The sequence below is a fragment of the Bradyrhizobium sp. Arg816 genome, from assembly GCF_029989365.1.
In the GTDB taxonomy this organism is placed as follows: domain Bacteria; phylum Pseudomonadota; class Alphaproteobacteria; order Rhizobiales; family Xanthobacteraceae; genus Bradyrhizobium.
In genome coordinates this window covers 17,441-32,049 of the sequence record NZ_JAPRAQ010000004.1, presented here as the reverse complement: position 1 = coordinate 32,049, position 14,609 = coordinate 17,441, and the positions used below count along the sequence as shown (strand labels likewise).

The 14,609-nt window shown below is 64.2% G+C and carries 18 protein-coding genes; 10 read left to right on the top strand and 8 right to left on the bottom strand.

What is annotated here, in order from left to right:
• Positions 1 to 23 precede the first annotated feature (23 nt).
• Positions 24 to 539: a Spy/CpxP family protein refolding chaperone gene (locus tag OWC48_RS11690; protein WP_282520119.1), complete on the bottom strand. Its 516-nt coding sequence runs from the start codon at positions 537 to 539 to the stop codon at positions 24 to 26.
• A gap of 104 nt (positions 540 to 643) precedes the next feature.
• On the opposite strand from OWC48_RS11690, the gene OWC48_RS11685 reads away from it, so the two are divergent.
• Entirely contained in the window at positions 644 to 787 is a 144-nt protein-coding gene (locus tag OWC48_RS11685; RefSeq protein WP_282520118.1) for a hypothetical protein, read from the top strand.
• A 40-nt stretch (positions 788 to 827) separates the two neighbouring features.
• Here the strand turns inward: OWC48_RS11685 and OWC48_RS11680 are convergent, their stop codons facing one another.
• Positions 828 to 1,172 (bottom strand): hypothetical protein, encoded by a 345-nt coding sequence (locus tag OWC48_RS11680; RefSeq protein ID WP_282520117.1) that lies wholly within the window; start codon positions 1,170 to 1,172, stop codon positions 828 to 830.
• A gap of 348 nt (positions 1,173 to 1,520) precedes the next feature.
• On the opposite strand from OWC48_RS11680, the gene OWC48_RS11675 reads away from it, so the two are divergent.
• The 3 genes from OWC48_RS11675 (at position 1,521) to OWC48_RS11665 (ending at position 2,473) form a co-directional block, all read left to right on the top strand.
• Positions 1,521 to 1,787: a hypothetical protein gene (locus OWC48_RS11675; RefSeq protein WP_282520116.1), complete on the top strand. Its 267-nt coding sequence runs from the start codon at positions 1,521 to 1,523 to the stop codon at positions 1,785 to 1,787.
• On the top strand, positions 1,780 to 2,076 hold the full coding sequence (locus OWC48_RS11670) for a hypothetical protein (protein WP_282520115.1): 297 nt from the start codon (positions 1,780 to 1,782) through the stop codon (positions 2,074 to 2,076). The genes OWC48_RS11675 and OWC48_RS11670 overlap by 8 nt, the downstream gene beginning before the upstream one ends.
• Positions 2,077 to 2,194: 118 nt before the next feature.
• Positions 2,195 to 2,473: a DUF1488 domain-containing protein gene (locus tag OWC48_RS11665; RefSeq protein ID WP_282520114.1), complete on the top strand. Its 279-nt coding sequence runs from the start codon at positions 2,195 to 2,197 to the stop codon at positions 2,471 to 2,473.
• Here the strand turns inward: OWC48_RS11665 and rpsU are convergent.
• The 3 genes from rpsU to OWC48_RS11650 all read right to left on the bottom strand — a co-directional run bounded on the left by rpsU (position 2,463) and on the right by OWC48_RS11650 (position 3,493).
• Complete coding sequence (rpsU, locus tag OWC48_RS11660; RefSeq protein WP_282520113.1) at positions 2,463 to 2,744, bottom strand: 30S ribosomal protein S21; 282 nt, start codon at positions 2,742 to 2,744, stop codon at positions 2,463 to 2,465. The two genes, OWC48_RS11665 and rpsU, sit on opposite strands and share 11 nt — an antisense overlap.
• A gap of 352 nt (positions 2,745 to 3,096) precedes the next feature.
• Entirely contained in the window at positions 3,097 to 3,219 is a 123-nt protein-coding gene (locus tag OWC48_RS11655) for a hypothetical protein (RefSeq protein WP_282520112.1), read from the bottom strand.
• Positions 3,220 to 3,307: 88 nt separating this feature from the next.
• Positions 3,308 to 3,493, bottom strand: a complete 186-nt coding sequence (locus OWC48_RS11650) for a hypothetical protein (protein WP_282520529.1) — start codon at positions 3,491 to 3,493, stop codon at positions 3,308 to 3,310.
• 130 nt (positions 3,494 to 3,623) lie between these two features.
• On the opposite strand from OWC48_RS11650, the gene OWC48_RS11645 reads away from it, so the two are divergent.
• From OWC48_RS11645 to OWC48_RS11635, 3 genes are all read left to right on the top strand, one after another.
• Complete coding sequence (locus OWC48_RS11645) at positions 3,624 to 3,761, top strand: hypothetical protein (protein WP_175627410.1); 138 nt, start codon at positions 3,624 to 3,626, stop codon at positions 3,759 to 3,761.
• Positions 3,762 to 3,885: 124 nt separating this feature from the next.
• Complete coding sequence (locus tag OWC48_RS11640) at positions 3,886 to 5,016, top strand: beta-propeller fold lactonase family protein (RefSeq protein WP_282520111.1); 1,131 nt, start codon at positions 3,886 to 3,888, stop codon at positions 5,014 to 5,016.
• A 180-nt stretch (positions 5,017 to 5,196) separates the two neighbouring features.
• The gene (locus tag OWC48_RS11635) at positions 5,197 to 6,084 is read left to right on the top strand and encodes an efflux RND transporter periplasmic adaptor subunit (protein ID WP_282520110.1); all 888 of its coding nucleotides are present in this window, start codon (positions 5,197 to 5,199) and stop codon (positions 6,082 to 6,084) included.
• 234 nt (positions 6,085 to 6,318) lie between these two features.
• Here OWC48_RS11635 and OWC48_RS11630 read toward each other — a convergent pair whose 3' ends face one another.
• The gene (locus OWC48_RS11630; RefSeq protein ID WP_282520109.1) at positions 6,319 to 7,170 is read right to left on the bottom strand and encodes a caspase family protein; all 852 of its coding nucleotides are present in this window, start codon (positions 7,168 to 7,170) and stop codon (positions 6,319 to 6,321) included.
• Between the two features lie 421 nt (positions 7,171 to 7,591).
• Between OWC48_RS11630 and OWC48_RS11625 the strand changes: the two genes are divergently transcribed.
• From OWC48_RS11625 to OWC48_RS11615, 3 genes are all read left to right on the top strand, one after another.
• Positions 7,592 to 9,319 carry a hypothetical protein gene (locus tag OWC48_RS11625; protein WP_282520108.1) on the top strand — a complete coding sequence of 576 codons (1,728 nt, stop codon included), beginning with the start codon at positions 7,592 to 7,594 and terminating at the stop codon, positions 9,317 to 9,319.
• A 296-nt stretch (positions 9,320 to 9,615) separates the two neighbouring features.
• Complete coding sequence (locus OWC48_RS11620; protein WP_282520107.1) at positions 9,616 to 10,341, top strand: thermonuclease family protein; 726 nt, start codon at positions 9,616 to 9,618, stop codon at positions 10,339 to 10,341.
• Positions 10,342 to 10,505: 164 nt separating this feature from the next.
• The gene (locus OWC48_RS11615; RefSeq protein ID WP_282520106.1) at positions 10,506 to 11,693 is read left to right on the top strand and encodes an alanine--glyoxylate aminotransferase family protein; all 1,188 of its coding nucleotides are present in this window, start codon (positions 10,506 to 10,508) and stop codon (positions 11,691 to 11,693) included.
• Between the two features lie 242 nt (positions 11,694 to 11,935).
• On the opposite strand, the gene OWC48_RS11610 is transcribed toward OWC48_RS11615, so the two are convergent.
• Positions 11,936 to 13,036 (bottom strand): hypothetical protein, encoded by a 1,101-nt coding sequence (locus OWC48_RS11610; protein ID WP_282520105.1) that lies wholly within the window; start codon positions 13,034 to 13,036, stop codon positions 11,936 to 11,938.
• Complete coding sequence (locus OWC48_RS11605; protein WP_282520104.1) at positions 13,036 to 14,472, bottom strand: MBOAT family protein; 1,437 nt, start codon at positions 14,470 to 14,472, stop codon at positions 13,036 to 13,038. Before OWC48_RS11605 ends, OWC48_RS11610 begins: the two co-directional genes overlap by 1 nt.
• Positions 14,473 to 14,609 lie beyond the last annotated feature (137 nt).

Genomic DNA, 14,609 nt, shown 5'->3' with positions numbered 1-14,609 from the left:
CGGGTATGGATCGACATCCTGCTTCAGTCCTCGTCCTCGGCCTGCGCACGACGTCGTTCCACGACATCGCTCATGTCATGAAGCACAAGGACCGCGAGGGCCCCCATGCGCTGCCTCTGTTCGGGACTGAGGGTCTTGTAGAGTGGCTGCCACGCCTCGGCGAGTTTATCCAGATCGGCGGATCGTTGAGCCAATGCCTCCGAGCGTCGTTGCAAGAAGGCGATGGGGTCACGATTACGCATGGTTTCGACGGCATTTTGGTCGGCCCGTCTACCCACTGTTTCCGAGATCTTTGCAACACGGGCCTTCCGATCTTCCGCCCTGGCACGAATGGCGCTCTCGACAGGCGGCCAGAGTTTTTCCTGGTCAGGTGTCAGCTGCAACGCGGCCTTGGTCAGATCGATCCGCATGTCCATCAATGTACTCCGGTCCACTGTGTTCAGCCGTTCCGGCGTCGCAGGGGACGGAGATTGCGCGTTGGCAATCGATGGTGCGGCAAGAAGGAGCGCAGCTGTTCCGATCACTACTATTTTCATCATCGGTGAACTCCTAGGTAAGCGGCCCCCAGGCACCACGCTAACAATGGTCGGCAACGCGACGTCGCATTGATTAAAATCAAGGGATTTGGGGAAAGAAAAGAATCGTGGCGCGCAAGCCGAGCGCGACCTGCGGCGAGATCAAGATCGACCGCAGCTTCTGCAGCCAGATGCAGGGCTGGCTGTTCAGCCCGGCCGTGCCTGCGGCCAAGTTGCGGCAGCTGCTGTCGGCGCAGGCGGCGGCGGCTTAGCGCGCGCACTTTTTCTCTGCGCCCTTGTGTCGGCGCCTCGCTACTTCTTCTTCGCCGGTCCGAAATCCGGTTGCCAGGCGGCTTCCTTGCGGCTCGGGGCCGCGGCGATCACCTTGGATTTTTCCTTCTTCGGCTTCTTGGTTTCGCGATTACTGCGTTGCTGGCCCTTTGCCATGTCGCTCTCCATTGGTGGTTTGAGCTCGTCGAGCTCATCCGATTGCAGCAGCCGTCCACGAGGGGTGCAGACCTTGACGTCCATGTAGCCTTCGCGCAGCAATTTTCGCGCGAGGCGCCGCGCGACCATCGCATTGCCGCGACCGAGATTGGAACTGCCGTATTCGTTGGTTCCACTGATCAGATACGGCACAATTGTTGCCCTAGCCATTGAGGATGCCGCCCGCGCAGACGAGAAGCAGAAGAAACAGCGGAACGATGACCGGCGGCACGATCCGATCCGCGATGCGAACTCGCGCCATCGAACGCTCCTGCGAAGCCTTCGGCGGGAGCACACGTGACCCTCAGTCACCGGTCGAAGTCGTTGAGACGTGCGGTGACGACCCTACGCCCGCACCGAGCCGATAGCGAGGGTTAAAATACCGCGCAAATGACGGCTGCGCCGTAACATCGTCGCTTGCCGGCGCGGCGACGATAGTGCTGGCTATTGCCGTGGCATGCGCGCATGGTCGTGACAGCCGGCACCGGTTGGGGCTTCACTTGCGAAAGGCAGGCGTGCATGACCATCCGCTCGCGGCGAGAAACCGTCACCTTCAGGCATCCGTTCCGCATCCGCGGCGTCGAGCGCATCTTGCCGGCCGGCGCCTATGACGTCGTCACTGACGAGGAGACGATCGAGGGCCTGACCTTCGCGGCCTATCGCCGCGTTGCCACGATGATCACCGTGCCTGCCGAAGGCCCCCGCGGCGCCATGGAGATGCTGTCGATCGGCTCGGTTGATCTTGCGAACGCGCAGGCCGCAGACGCGAGCGCGACCAATGACTGACCGCACCGTCGATCTCGACAAGCACCGCGGCATGGCCGCGCAGAAGGCGACCGACCTGCGCCGCGCGCTGGCCGAGGTCGAGGCCAATGTCAGGGAGCTGCGCGAGCGCGAGGCCGATCTCGAGAACCGCATGATGACGGTGCCCGCGACGTCCTGGCCGGAGGCGGCGGTGAAAGCGCGCCATCTGCTCAACCTCTATGCTGCGAGCCTGCCCGCCGAGGACACACGACACCGCGCGCTGGTGGCAGCGCTGTTTGACGATTTCGTCCGGCTGTCGGGGGATGAGTGAGGCAAACGACGGCCGCCTGCGGTCTCGACACGCGCCATGCTGCGGCCGACCGGGGATCGGGCGGCGATCATTTGAGGGGGCGATCGTGCCAAGAAGCAATCAGGTGACGGAGTAAACCATGACATTGACCAGCGGCCGCTTCATCAGCCACGAATACGATCGGATGATCGTCAGGTTCTCGATGCATGACGGCGCCAGGGAGATTCCTTGCGCAATCTCGACATCGGCGATGGACTACCTCGAGCCCAGCCCGCAGGTCAGGCCCGAGCAACGTGAAGCCCAGTTCACTCGCCTGCGCGATCGCATCGAAGCACGTGCGGCGAGCAAATATCGCGCGACGGAGTTCGAAGGCACGCCGCCCGGCATCGTGCTGCGAGGCATCGACTTCAGGCTATAGGGACCCGAGCCTTGACCTCCGGCAGGGGCGGCTTGCGCTCAAAAGGCTTCTTCTTCGGCGGCGCGGGCAGCAATCCTTCCCGGATTGCCTGCTTTCGCGCGAGCTTGCGGGCGCGCCGAACCGCGTCGGATTTCTCGCGAGTCTTTTTCTCCGAAGGCTTTTCGTAGGAACGCCGCTGCTTCATTTCCCGGAAGACGCCTTCGCGTTGCATCTTCTTCTTGAGAACACGGAGTGCCTGTTCGATATTGTTGTCTCTGACGAGTACCTGCATCGATCCTCCTCGCTTGGGGCTGCAAATGCGACACGCCCTGCATGCAGCCAATTGCGCAGGAGCTTCATTGCGATTTTGAGGATAGCGCTGCGACTTTGGTCGCCAGCTTCGGACAAGTCGATGCGCTTGTCACAGCGATGCAACTTCCTGCTGTCACGTGACCACTCTCGCGCGGCCCTGTCAATCGATAAAGCCTTGCCTGCAAAGCCTTGGCCACACGTCGACCGGATCGCGTGAAGCCTCGCGATCGAAGCGCCGCAGCTGCCGATGTGCCGGCAAGCCCTTGAGATCAAGCCTTTGAGATCAAGCCCTGGAGATCAAGCCCTGAAGATCGGGCCTCAGGCGCGGGCGCTCACTTCGACTGCTTTGCCGCCCGGATCTCGGCGAACTCGGCGTCGGGATGGGTGACGATGGTGGTGAACATGATGCCGCTGATGATGAGCGACCAAGCGGTGTTCCAATAGATCCAAAACACGTGCCAGCCTCCGGTTCGACCTCGTCCGCTTGCGGGATCAGCATAACGGCAAGGCGAGGCTGATGTTCCCGGCGCGCGAAATACGGCGCTATTTTTGTTTGGTCGCCGGCAGCGTGCGATCGGTTTGGCCGGTGTGGCGCTTTGCCACGACGTCCTCATCGCGCGGACCCTCGCGCGGGCGCGGCGGCGGCTTGGGCTGGCCTTTCTGGCCGCCATGCTTGCCGCCCATGTCGGGCTTGCCTTCGAGGTCGTTTTCACGGGGCATATGGGTCAATGCACTTCCGCGGCATTGGTTCGCAATGCCGATGCGATGTTGTGCCTGTGAACGAGTTCATAGGATCGTCGCCGTTTGCAGTGCACGATCATGCCCGGGCCCCGGGGGCTTCAAACGACGGATGGACCTGATGCGGAAGCGATTGGTCGCCTGGACCATTTTGACCTGCGCGCTGCTCGCGGTGGCCGTGTGGGGCCTGCTCGGGGCACCCAACACTGCGTCCGGCCCGCATCTGCCCTCCCGCAGCCAGACGGCCGCAGTGCGGTAGCCACCCGCGCGACCGATACAATTTCGGCATCGATCGATCCCAACTGGAATTTGGTACCGCGGCACGGCACCCGCTATCCTGCACGGCAAAACGACAAGGCCGTAACGCTGCAAGGAGGAGCCCCATGTCGAGACCGACACGCCGCATCGCGCCACGCGCTGCGACCGCCATCACAATCGCCTTCCTCACCCTCGTTCCTGGAGTCCGCCCCGGCATGGCCGAGACCTTCGCCTATGTCGGCAACGCCGACAGCAACGACATCAGCGTGTTCAAGCTGGCCGAGAGCGGCGAGATGACACCGGTGCAGACCGCCGCCTTCACCGGCGTCGACAAGCCCGGCTCCTCGACACCGCTCGCGATCACGCCCGACCACCGCGTGCTGATTGCCGGCGTGCGCTCGCAGCCATTCCTCGCGGTGAGCTTCGCGATCGATCCCAAGACGGGCCAGCTCAGCCATATCGGCAACGGACCGCTCGCCGACAGCATGGCGAACATCGCGGCCGACCGCGGCGGCAAATTCCTGTTCAGCGCCTCCTATGGCGGCAACAAGGTCGCGCTGAATCCACTCAGCCCGAACGGCGTCGTGGCCGAGCCGAAGCAGGTGATTCCGACCGGGCTGAATGCGCACGCCTTCCTGCCCTCGCCCGACAACCGCTTCGTGTTCGCGACCAATCTCGGTTCGGATCAGGTGCTGACCTTCGCGTTCGATGCGGTGGCGGGCACGCTGACGCCGAGCGATCCGCCGGTGACCAAGGTGCCGGAGAAATCGGGACCGCGACACTTCGTGTTCCACCCCAACGGCAAATTCGTCTATCTCGTCCATGAACTGAACGGCGACGTCGCGGCGTTCAGCTATGAGGCCAATAGCGGCGCCTGGGACGAGATCCAGCGCACCACCGCGCTGCCGGAAGGCTTTTCCGGCAAGGAGCCTGATAAAAAGCCCTGGGCCGCCGACATCCACATCACCCCGGACGGCCGCTTCCTCTACGCCTCCGAGCGCACCACCAACACGCTCGCCGGCTACAAGGTCGACGCAACAAGCGGCAAGCTGACCACGATCGGCAGCGTGCCGACGGAGAAGCAGCCGCGCGGCTTCCACATCGATCCGTCGGGGCGTTACCTCGCCGCGGTCGGCGAGCTCTCCGACAGCATGACGGTCTATGCGATCGACCAGAGCAGCGGCGCGCTCGCCAAGCTGAAATCCTATCCCACCGGCAAGAAGCCGAACTGGGTGGAGTTTTTGAGTTTGCCGTGAACTCACCCTCCCCTGGAGGGGGAGGGTAAGGGGCGGCGAACCTCTTGGCTCGCGCCACGACTAATTCAACAGGCGGCATCGCGCCGCCTGCGCTGCGGCATTCTCATCCGGCCGGCCCATGGTCCGCTGCGGTTGCTTCTGCTAACGATGAGGCCGTCAAGGCCCCAACCGGAATGACCGATGCGTCCATTGCCTGCGCGTTCCTTTTCCCAAAAACTCGTTGCTCTCGCCGGACTGGTTCTGCTGTCCGCCCAGCCCGCGCGCGCCGCCGATGACGACGCGCCCAAGGGGCCCGCGGTCACGGTGCTGAAGGTCGCAAAATCCTGCTTCTCCGACATCGTCGAGGCCACCGGCACGATCATCGCGCGCGAGGAGACCTCCGTGCGGCCGGAACGTCCCGGCCTGAAGGTCACGGACGTGCTGGCGGAAGCCGGCGACACCACCACGGCCGGCCAGGTGCTGGCACGGCTGGCACTGCCCGAAGGTGGCACGCTTCAGGTCACCGCCCCCGTGGCGGGCGTGATCGCGACGTCGACCGCGCAGATCGGCAACCTCGCCTCGGCCAAGGGCGAGGCGCTGTTCACGATCGTGGCGCGCAGCGAATATGATCTCGTCGGCCTGGTCGCGACCACCGATATTCGCAAGCTCGCGGTCGGCCAGCAGGCGAGCGTGCGCATTGCCGGCGCGGGCGATCTCGACGGCAAGGTGCGCCGCATCGGACCGACCGTCGAGCCGAACATCCAGCAGGGCATGGTCTATATCGGCATCTCCTCGCAGAAGCGGTTGCTGCTGAACGCGAGCGGGCGCGCGCTGATCAAGACCGGGCAGAGCTGCAACGTCGCGGTGCCCCTGACCTCGGTGCAGTACTCCACCGCCGGCACCGTGGTGCAGGTGATCCGCCGCAACCGCGTCGAGACCAAGCGGGTCGAGATCGGGCTGATGTCGGGCGGCAATATCGAGGTTCGCGACGGCCTCAACGAAGGCGATATCGTCGTCGCCCGCGCCGGCGCGATCCTGCGCGAAGGCGATCCGGTGCGCCCGGTGATGGCCACGGAAGCTGCGAAGTAGGTCTCGCCGCACTCGTCATTGCGAGGAGCGAAGCGACGAAGCAATCCAGAGTCTTTCCGCGGAAAGATTCTGGATTGCTTCGCTTCGCTCGCAATGACGAGTGTGGGGACAGTGTGCGCATACACGCGCATATCGTAGGGTGGGCAAAGCGAAGTGTGCCCACGTCTTCCATCGAAATCCTGAAGAGATGGTGGGCACGGCGCTTTGCGCCTTTGCCCGCCCTACGATTTGCGGCTAGCCGCCAGCTGCTTCGCCGAAATGGACGTCCTCGAGCAGCGAGGAGGAGATGGTCGGGACCTGGTCGCCTTCGGAGGCGCGCGAGATGGCGACGCGGGTCTTGTTGAAGACGCTTTCGGCGCTGCCCTGCGCAGTGAGATTGGTGAGGAACTCGCTCACCAGCACGCTGTGCTCGCCCTTGCCGTCGTCGACGACCTTGCCGGGCGAAGCCGAAGACAGGATCAACGCGTTGTCGGGCGCACTGATCGGTGCGAGGCCGTGGCTGTACGAGCGGAAGCGGCGCTCGTAAGGGTTACGGCGGGAGGCGTCGACGACGACGAGCTTGGCCTTGGCGCCCTGCTCCTTCATCATGTCGAGCACGCCGTCGATGGACACGCCCTGGCGGCGGACGTCGCTTTCCTTCCAGATCACGGCATCGACCGGCAGCATGTAGCTCTCGCGGCCGGCCTGCACGCCGTAGCCGCCGAAGAACAGCATGACGACGGTGTCGCGCTTGATCCGGGACTTCAGGCGATTGACGGCGCGGACCATGTCGTCCTTGGTGGCGTCTTCCACCATGTCGACGTCAAAGCCGTTCTTGCGGAGCGACGAGGACAGCGCGCGGGCGTCGTTGATCGACTGCGTCAGCGGCGCGCTGGCGTCGGGATAATGTCCATTGCCGATGACGAGGGCGAGGCGGGACGACTGGCCGATCGAGCCGGTGACCTGGTCGGTCGACACGGCCTTGGCGGCATCGATCGCGCGCATGTTGAGGGCAGCATGGGCGCCGATCACGAGCGACACCGTGCCGATGAGGGCTGCGGCGACCGCGATCGTGCGGCGGGAGATGTCGAGCTGCCTTACATTCATCTCGGTTCGTTCCTGTGCCAAAGACCAGCCAAGCGCGCGCACAATGTTTGAGTAGCGCGATGGTGGCTTCAGGTTTGAGGGATTGGCCGGGGATGTGCCCCCGAACTGCGCGCAATTTGCGGCGCCGCACCAAACAAAGCCTTAACCGGATATCTCCTCCCCGGCAATAGATCGCCCAAAATTTGAGCTAAGCGACTGAATATATTGGTTAATCATCCGAGCAGAATTTGCACGTTTTTTCGTCGCGAGCCCCTTGTAACGGCCTTAATCACGCAGCTCCCGTGCCCGATTTTTCCGTGACCGCCATCACATTTGAATTTCCCGCGAATCCGGGTAGCTTTTTCAAAGACTTGGAGGGGGTGGCGCGCAGATGGGAGCGTGCCGGCCGGCCCCTGGCCAAGACCCCGCGACCAGGTATTTCATGAGCTTTCATTATTTTGCCGGCGCCGCCTGCCGGGCGCTGACGGCGCGAAAAGACGGCCCCTCGCTTTACGACGTCTGCGATCCCGTATTGTCGGGCCCGGCCAGCGGCGATCCGCATCTGGCCAAATTCTACAAGACCGCGCTCGGCAATCCCGCATTGCGGATCCTGCTCCGTCGCGCCGGGCTGCCCGAGTTGCGCGACGAGGCGAAGCTGAGCCGGCTTCGCACGGCGCTGGCGCGGGCGCGCGACGACGCCGAGCCCGATTGGGCGGCGGTCGGCCAGCCCGTCGCCGATCTCGTCGACAGCATCGCGCTCGATCATCCAAAACCGCCGCCGGCGATATTCACCGGATTAGCGCCGCAACAAGCGCAGATCGACGGCGTGATCCGCGACTGCGCGCAGCATCTGCTCGGCTCGTACCGCAAGAACGGTTTCCTGCCGACCTATGCCGCCTTCAACCTGATCGGCGACCCCGATGTCCGCGGCCGCGAGCTGACCATGGCGCTGACGGGGCTGAACGCGCGCGGCTACAAGAACTCCTCGCTGCTGTTCAACCTCGCCCGCGTCTTCATCGCGCGCTCGCCGGCAGCGGCCGTCGTCAATCCGCCCTGGAGCGGCGTTGCCGAGCCGATGTGGGAGCCGGTACAGATCCGACACCGCTCGGCCTATTACGACGCGTTCTTCATCGAGGCGCTGCTGAGCTATGTCGAGACCGGGCTCGCCTCGCCGGCCGACAAGATTGCAACCGAGCGTGCGATCGCCGACATGGTCGATTTCTGCGTCAACATCAGCCGCGAGGAAGTCGAGGGTATCGACGGCACACGCTTCAATGTCATCACCGCGCTCGCGCCGGCGCCGCATCCGCGCTTTTCCCGTTTCTTCGCCCAGATCAAGCAGGACCTCGGCTTCGGCGTCTACGTGCCGGATTGCGACACCACGGCGTGCTCGATCTCGGCAGCGACCCAAGCCGGCTGCACCGATCCGATCATCGACCAGCCGCTGCTGGACTTCTATTCGGGCTATCAGGTGCTCGCCGGCGTCAACGAACCGCGCGTGACCGTGCCGCTCAACGACAACATCGACTACGAGGGCGGCGTCGCGACCTGGATCGACAACCTCAAAGGCGAGCGGCCCTATGGCAACGATCTCGATCCGACGCTCAATCTCGACATTCTCGAGGTGAGCTTCCGCAACCTCGCGCGCTGGAAGGTTTTGGAGACGCCGGCGCGGCTGGCCACCGTGCACCGGATCATCGGCTTCCAGAAGCGGCTCGCCGCCAGCGGTGCCTTCGCCAATCCGCGCTCGCACATCTATTATCTGCCCGAGCTCTACAGCGCCTATTTCGGCCGCTGCTATGCGGCCTTCCTGGCGCTGCCGCTGGCGGCGCAGGCGGCGATCGACCCCGACGGCGATTTCGATTTCATCCGCCATCGCGTGCTCTCCTACGTCAAGGGCGAGCTGATGGCCGCGGAGATGAACGTGTTCGACGCAGCGCTGGCGCTGATCGCGCTCGGCCATCTCGGCGCCGACCCGCGCGCCTTTGCACCGGCGCTGAACGTGATCGTCGCGAGCCTCGGCGAAGGCGGCCGCCGCGGCCCGTTCCGCGCCTATGAATGGAACAAGATGAAGACGCCGACGCGGATTCTGGTGGGTGGTCCCGAGGTGACGTCGGCCTTCGTGCTGATGGCGCTGGCGGTAGCGAAGCGGGCGATGGCGCGGGGGTGATGAGTCCTCTTACCCTCCCCTGGAGGGGGAGGGTCGATCGCGCGCAGCGCGAGCGGGGTGGGGTGACGGTCTCTCCGCGACGAACAGTGCCCGAGTGGAGAGATCACCCCCCCCGTCACGAAATCTCGCTTCGCTCGATCGCGTGCCGACCCTCCCCCTCCAGGGGAGGGTAAGCGAAGGCCCGCCACAATGACGGGAAGTTGAAAGCTCAATCGTTAGGCATATGCTGGCCGGGCGGACAAAAGCCGACCACAATTGCGCGGCTTATCGAGATTGTCCTGAACACGCGGACCGGCATGTTGCGAAAATTCCTGATTGCGCTGTCTTTGCTCGCCATCCCCTCGCTGGCCGAGGCCGCCGACATCACCGGCACGGCAAAGGTCCGCGACGGCGATTCCGTCGTGATCGGCAATACGCGGATCCGGCTCGGCGGCATCGACGCGCCGTCGTCCGACCAGCTCTGCCTCAACACCAAGGGCGAGCGCTGGACCTGCGGCATCGCGGCGCGCGACGAACTCGCCAAATACACCGAAGGAAAGAACTGGGTCTGCCACGCCCGCGCGATCGACCGGCGCGGCCGCACCGTGGCGCGCTGCGAGGTCGGCGGCGAGGACATCCAGAAATGGCTGGTGCGCAGCGGCTGGGCACTCGCCTACACCCGCGTCTCGCACGACTACGAACCCGATGAGGCCGCCGCGCGCGAGGCCAAAGCCGGCATGTGGCAGGGCGCCTTCATCGCGCCGTGGGACTGGCGCGTCCGCAACAAGAAGACCACCATCCTGGGCGCGACCAAGCCGCCCGAGGGCGCGCATGCGGTGCTGCTCGCCTCGGCCTCCGGGCCCGTCGCGCCCTCGCCGGACTGCACCATCAAGGGCAACGTCAACACCGCCGGCGAGTGCATCTATCACCAGCCGACCAGCCGCTGGTACACCCAGATCAAGATGAAGATCAGCAAGGGCACCCGCTGGTTCTGCTCGGTGGAAGAGGCTGAAGCCGCCGGCTGCCGGGAAACCAAGAGATGAGTGCATGGTCCGGAAAAGTGTGAGGCGGTTTTCCGACAAGACCATGCTCGAACAAAAACCACCCCAGACCTGCGTTTTACGCGCTTTTCTTAGTTGCCTCCAACGCGTAAAAGCCTAAGCGAGCAACCCTCCAGACTGTCATCACGACACAAGGACCAACAGCAATGACCGTTCGCGCGGGCCGGGAATTTCTGGCCATCCCCGGGCCCACCACGATGCCCGACGAGGTGCTGCAGGCGATGCATCGTCCGGCGATCGACATCTACTCCAAAGAGATGCACGAGCTGACCGATACACTTCTCGCAGACATCTCGAAGCTGTTCGCGACCAAGGGCAAGTCCTACATCTACATCGCCAACGGCCACGGCGCCTGGGAAGCCGCGCTGAGCAACGTGCTGTCGCGCGGCGACAAGGTGCTGGTGCTGGAGAGCGGGCGCTTCGCGATCGGCTGGGGCCACGCAGCAGCGCTGATGGGCGCCGAGGTCGAGGTGCTCAAGGGCGACTGGCGCCGCGCGGTGCGGCCGCACGAGGTCGAGGAGCGCCTGCGCCGCGACAAGGAGCACACCATCAAGGCCGTCGTCGTCGTCCAGGTCGATACGGCTTCCGGCGTGCAGAACGACATCGAGGCGATCGGCAAGGCGATCAAGGCCGCCGGCCATCCCGCGCTGTACATGGTCGACACCGTCGCTTCGCTCGGCTGCATGCCGTTCGAGATGGACAAATGGGGCATCGACGTCGCGATGTCCGGCTCGCAGAAGGGCCTGATGACCCCGCCCGGCCTCGGCTTCGTCGCCGCCAACGCGCGCGCGCTCGAGGTGCACAAGAAGGCCAACATGAGCACGCCGTATTGGAGCTGGAGCGAGCGCGAGGGCACCGAGCACTATCGCAAATATGCCGGCACCGCGCCGGTGCATCTGCTGTTCGCGCTACGCCAGGCGATCGACCTGCTACACGAGGAAGGACTGGAGAACGCCTTCCGCCGCCATAGCCTGCTCGGCGAAGCCGCGCGCCGCGCCGTCTCCGCCTGGTCGGAAGGCCAGGTGCTCGGCTTCAACGTCGCGGAGGCGAGCGAGCGCTCCAACACCGTGACCACGGTGACCATGAGCAACGGCCATGATCCGGCGCTGCTGCAACGCTATTGCAAGGACAAGTGCGGCGTCGTGCTCGGCACCGGCATCGGCGATCTCTCGGGACAAGCCTTCCGCATCGCCCATATGGGCCACGTCAATGCGCCGATGCTGCTCGGCACGCTGGGGGTCATCGAGATCGGGTTGAATGCGCTGAAGATCCCGCACGGCAAGGGCGGGCTGGAAGCCGCGGTCGCTTATCTCGGCGAGCAGGTGGCGGTGTAAGGCGCCGCCGTCGTCCCTGCGAACGCAGGGCTTCTTTCTTCCTTCTCCCCTTGTTGGGAGAAGGTGGCGAAGGCGGCCTTCGGCCGCCGTTCTTAGGAACGCCGAAGCGAAGCTTCGGCTATGGCGCCGGATGAGGGGTTGTCTCAGCGAACTCAATTGCGAGATGGACTCGCGGGTAGATACCCCTCACCCGTCTCGCCGCTACGCTGCGAGCCACCCTCCCACAGGGGGAGAGGGGAAGTTCAGTGCGCGACTCGATACGCTTCGACCTGCGCCTTCAGCGCATCCAGCGACGCGAGCGGCGCCTCGGGATCGACGCGATACTCCCCACGCGCCAGCCAACTCAGCACCATCGCGTCCACCACCGGCGAATGATGGATGACGTCGCTGTAGTTATCGAGATCGTGCGTCACCGCCCTGATCGCACGGAAATCGTACAGACGCACATTCGGAAGCTGCGTCAGCCGCTCGGCGATGCGCGCGGTGAGGTCGGTGATGATCTTCAGCGTTGCAGGCGAGGCATCGCGCATCGCAACGAATTGCAGGATCGAATAGGGCGGGAGGTAGATGTCGAAAGTCACGTCCGGATGACGCGTGATCAGGCCTGCGGCGTCGCGCTCGAAATGCCGGACCATGGCGTCGTAGCCATAGCCTTCGCCGAGGAAGCGGCTGCGCACGGGGCTCGTGATGTAGGCGAACGAGGCAAGCGTCTTCTTCGCATTGTAGTCACGCGCGACGTCGAAATCGCGCGGCAGCGCGTAGATGTCGTCGACGTCGGACAGCGCGAACTTGACGGGGAGAAACGGCGCCGCCCGCGCCAGCGGCTGTTGCAGCTGCGGGATCGACCGCAGCAGCGCGAACAGGGATTCCTTCGCCATCGCGGCGCTGAACAGATAGGACGCGATGCCCTTCGTCGTTTGGCGATAGAGATCGACGGAGAGAAAGGGATCGGCCTCGATATCCGCCGCATCGACAAAGATGAAATCGTCCATCGCCCACACCACGCGCCGGGCGCCGCGCCCGATCGCCTGCTCCAGCACAAAGCCCTGCTGGCGCGAATTGGACCCGGTCATTGCCAGCTTGAGCGAGTGGACGCCGAGCGCGCGATCGATGTCGCTCTGGCGGAAATGGATCGCGAGCGAGGTGCCCATGAAGGCGGTGTCGAACGATTGGCTGCGGATTAGCCCAGCATTCTGCACGCGCGTGTCGTCGGAATAGAAGGCCAGTCGCGACGGGCGAAACAGTTGCAGGGGATCGACGAGATAGGTGAGCACCGCCGCGCCCAGCACGCAGACGATGCCGGCGAGCAGAAGACGCCTCAGATGTGTGAAATTGCCCCGCATCAGAACCGGAAATAGATGAATTCGCTGTGGCTCTGGATGCCGAGAATCCCGAGAGCGAGCACCAGCGAGGCGCCGTAAAGGACCAGCGGTCGCATCCGCCCTGCCGGCAGGGCCTCGCCGACCCTGCGATTGTCGTGATCGTATCCCATGATTGCTTGCGTGTTCGGCGCCAGCCACACCAATGCGGCGTAGATCGACACCAGAACCAATGCGGCGACCTCCTCGCGGCCGAGGACGATATTCGACGGATCGGCCATTGCGTGGAGGACGCGCAGCGCCCACGCGACGCTCTCGGCGCGGAAGAAAACCCAGGCCACGACGACGGCGAGGAACGTCAGCACGGCTCCGACGATGCGGACCGGGCTCACGAGCAACGTCGGGACGTCAGGCACCAGCGCATTGAAGGCGTGATTGACGCAGAGATAGGCGCCATGCAGCGCGCCCCAGACGACAAAAGTCCAGGCCGCGCCGTGCCAGAGGCCGCCGAGCAGCATCGTGATCATCAGATTGACATAGCGCAGCACGCGGCCGCGGCGGTTGCCGCCGAGCGAGATGTAGAGATAGTCGCGCAGGAATTGCGACAAGGTCATGTGCCAGCGGCGCCAGAACTCGACGATGCTGGTGGCCTTGTAGGGTGAGTTGAAATTCACTGGCAGGAAGATGCCGAACATCAGCGATATCCCGATCGCCATGTCGGAATAGCCGGAGAAGTCGAAATAGAGCTGGAACGTGTAGGCGAGTGCACCACACCAGGCCTGATCAAAGCTCGGCGAGCGCGCCTCGAAGGCGAGCGCCACCAGGGGCTGGATGCCGTCGGCAAGGCAGGTCTTCTTGAACAGGCCGATCGCGAAGATGATGATTCCGCACAGGATCAGATGCGCGTCCGGATGCTTGGTCTCCTTCCGCTCGAATTGCGGGATCATGTCCTTGTGGTGGAGGATCGGCCCCGCGATCAGATGCGGAAAGTATGTCACGAACAGCGCGTAGTGCGGCAAGGCGTAACGCGCGACCTGGCCACGATACGCATCCACCAGGAACGCGATCTGCGTGAAGGTGTAGAAGGAGATGCCGACCGGCAGCAGGATGTGGACCGCGACATGCGTGCCGGCCAGCGCATTGATGTTCTCGGCGACGAAGCCGGCATATTTGAAGATGCCGAGCACGAGAAGGTCGCCGACTACGCCGAGCGCGAGCGCCGCCTTTCGTTGCATTGGCGCGAGCTTCGCCGCGATCAGGAGATAGCCGACGCCGTAGTTGAAGGCGATCGAGATCAGCAGCAGGGCCACGATCTGCCAGCTGCCGATGGCGTAGAAGGCGAGCGAGGCCAGCGCCAGCCAGATCACCGGCGCCAGATTGCTGCGCCGCCCTAGCCAGAAATAGCCGGCCAGCACGGCCGGCAGGAACAGCAGGATGAACGGGTAGGAATTGAAGAGCATCAGGCTGGACCGGCGGCGGGGGTATCGCCCCTTAAGCATACAAGGGGGCGATCAACAACCCGGCGACTTGGCGCAGTGGCTGGAACAGCCGTGCTGGCAATTCGTAGAAACGGGACGATATAAGGTGGAACACGCAG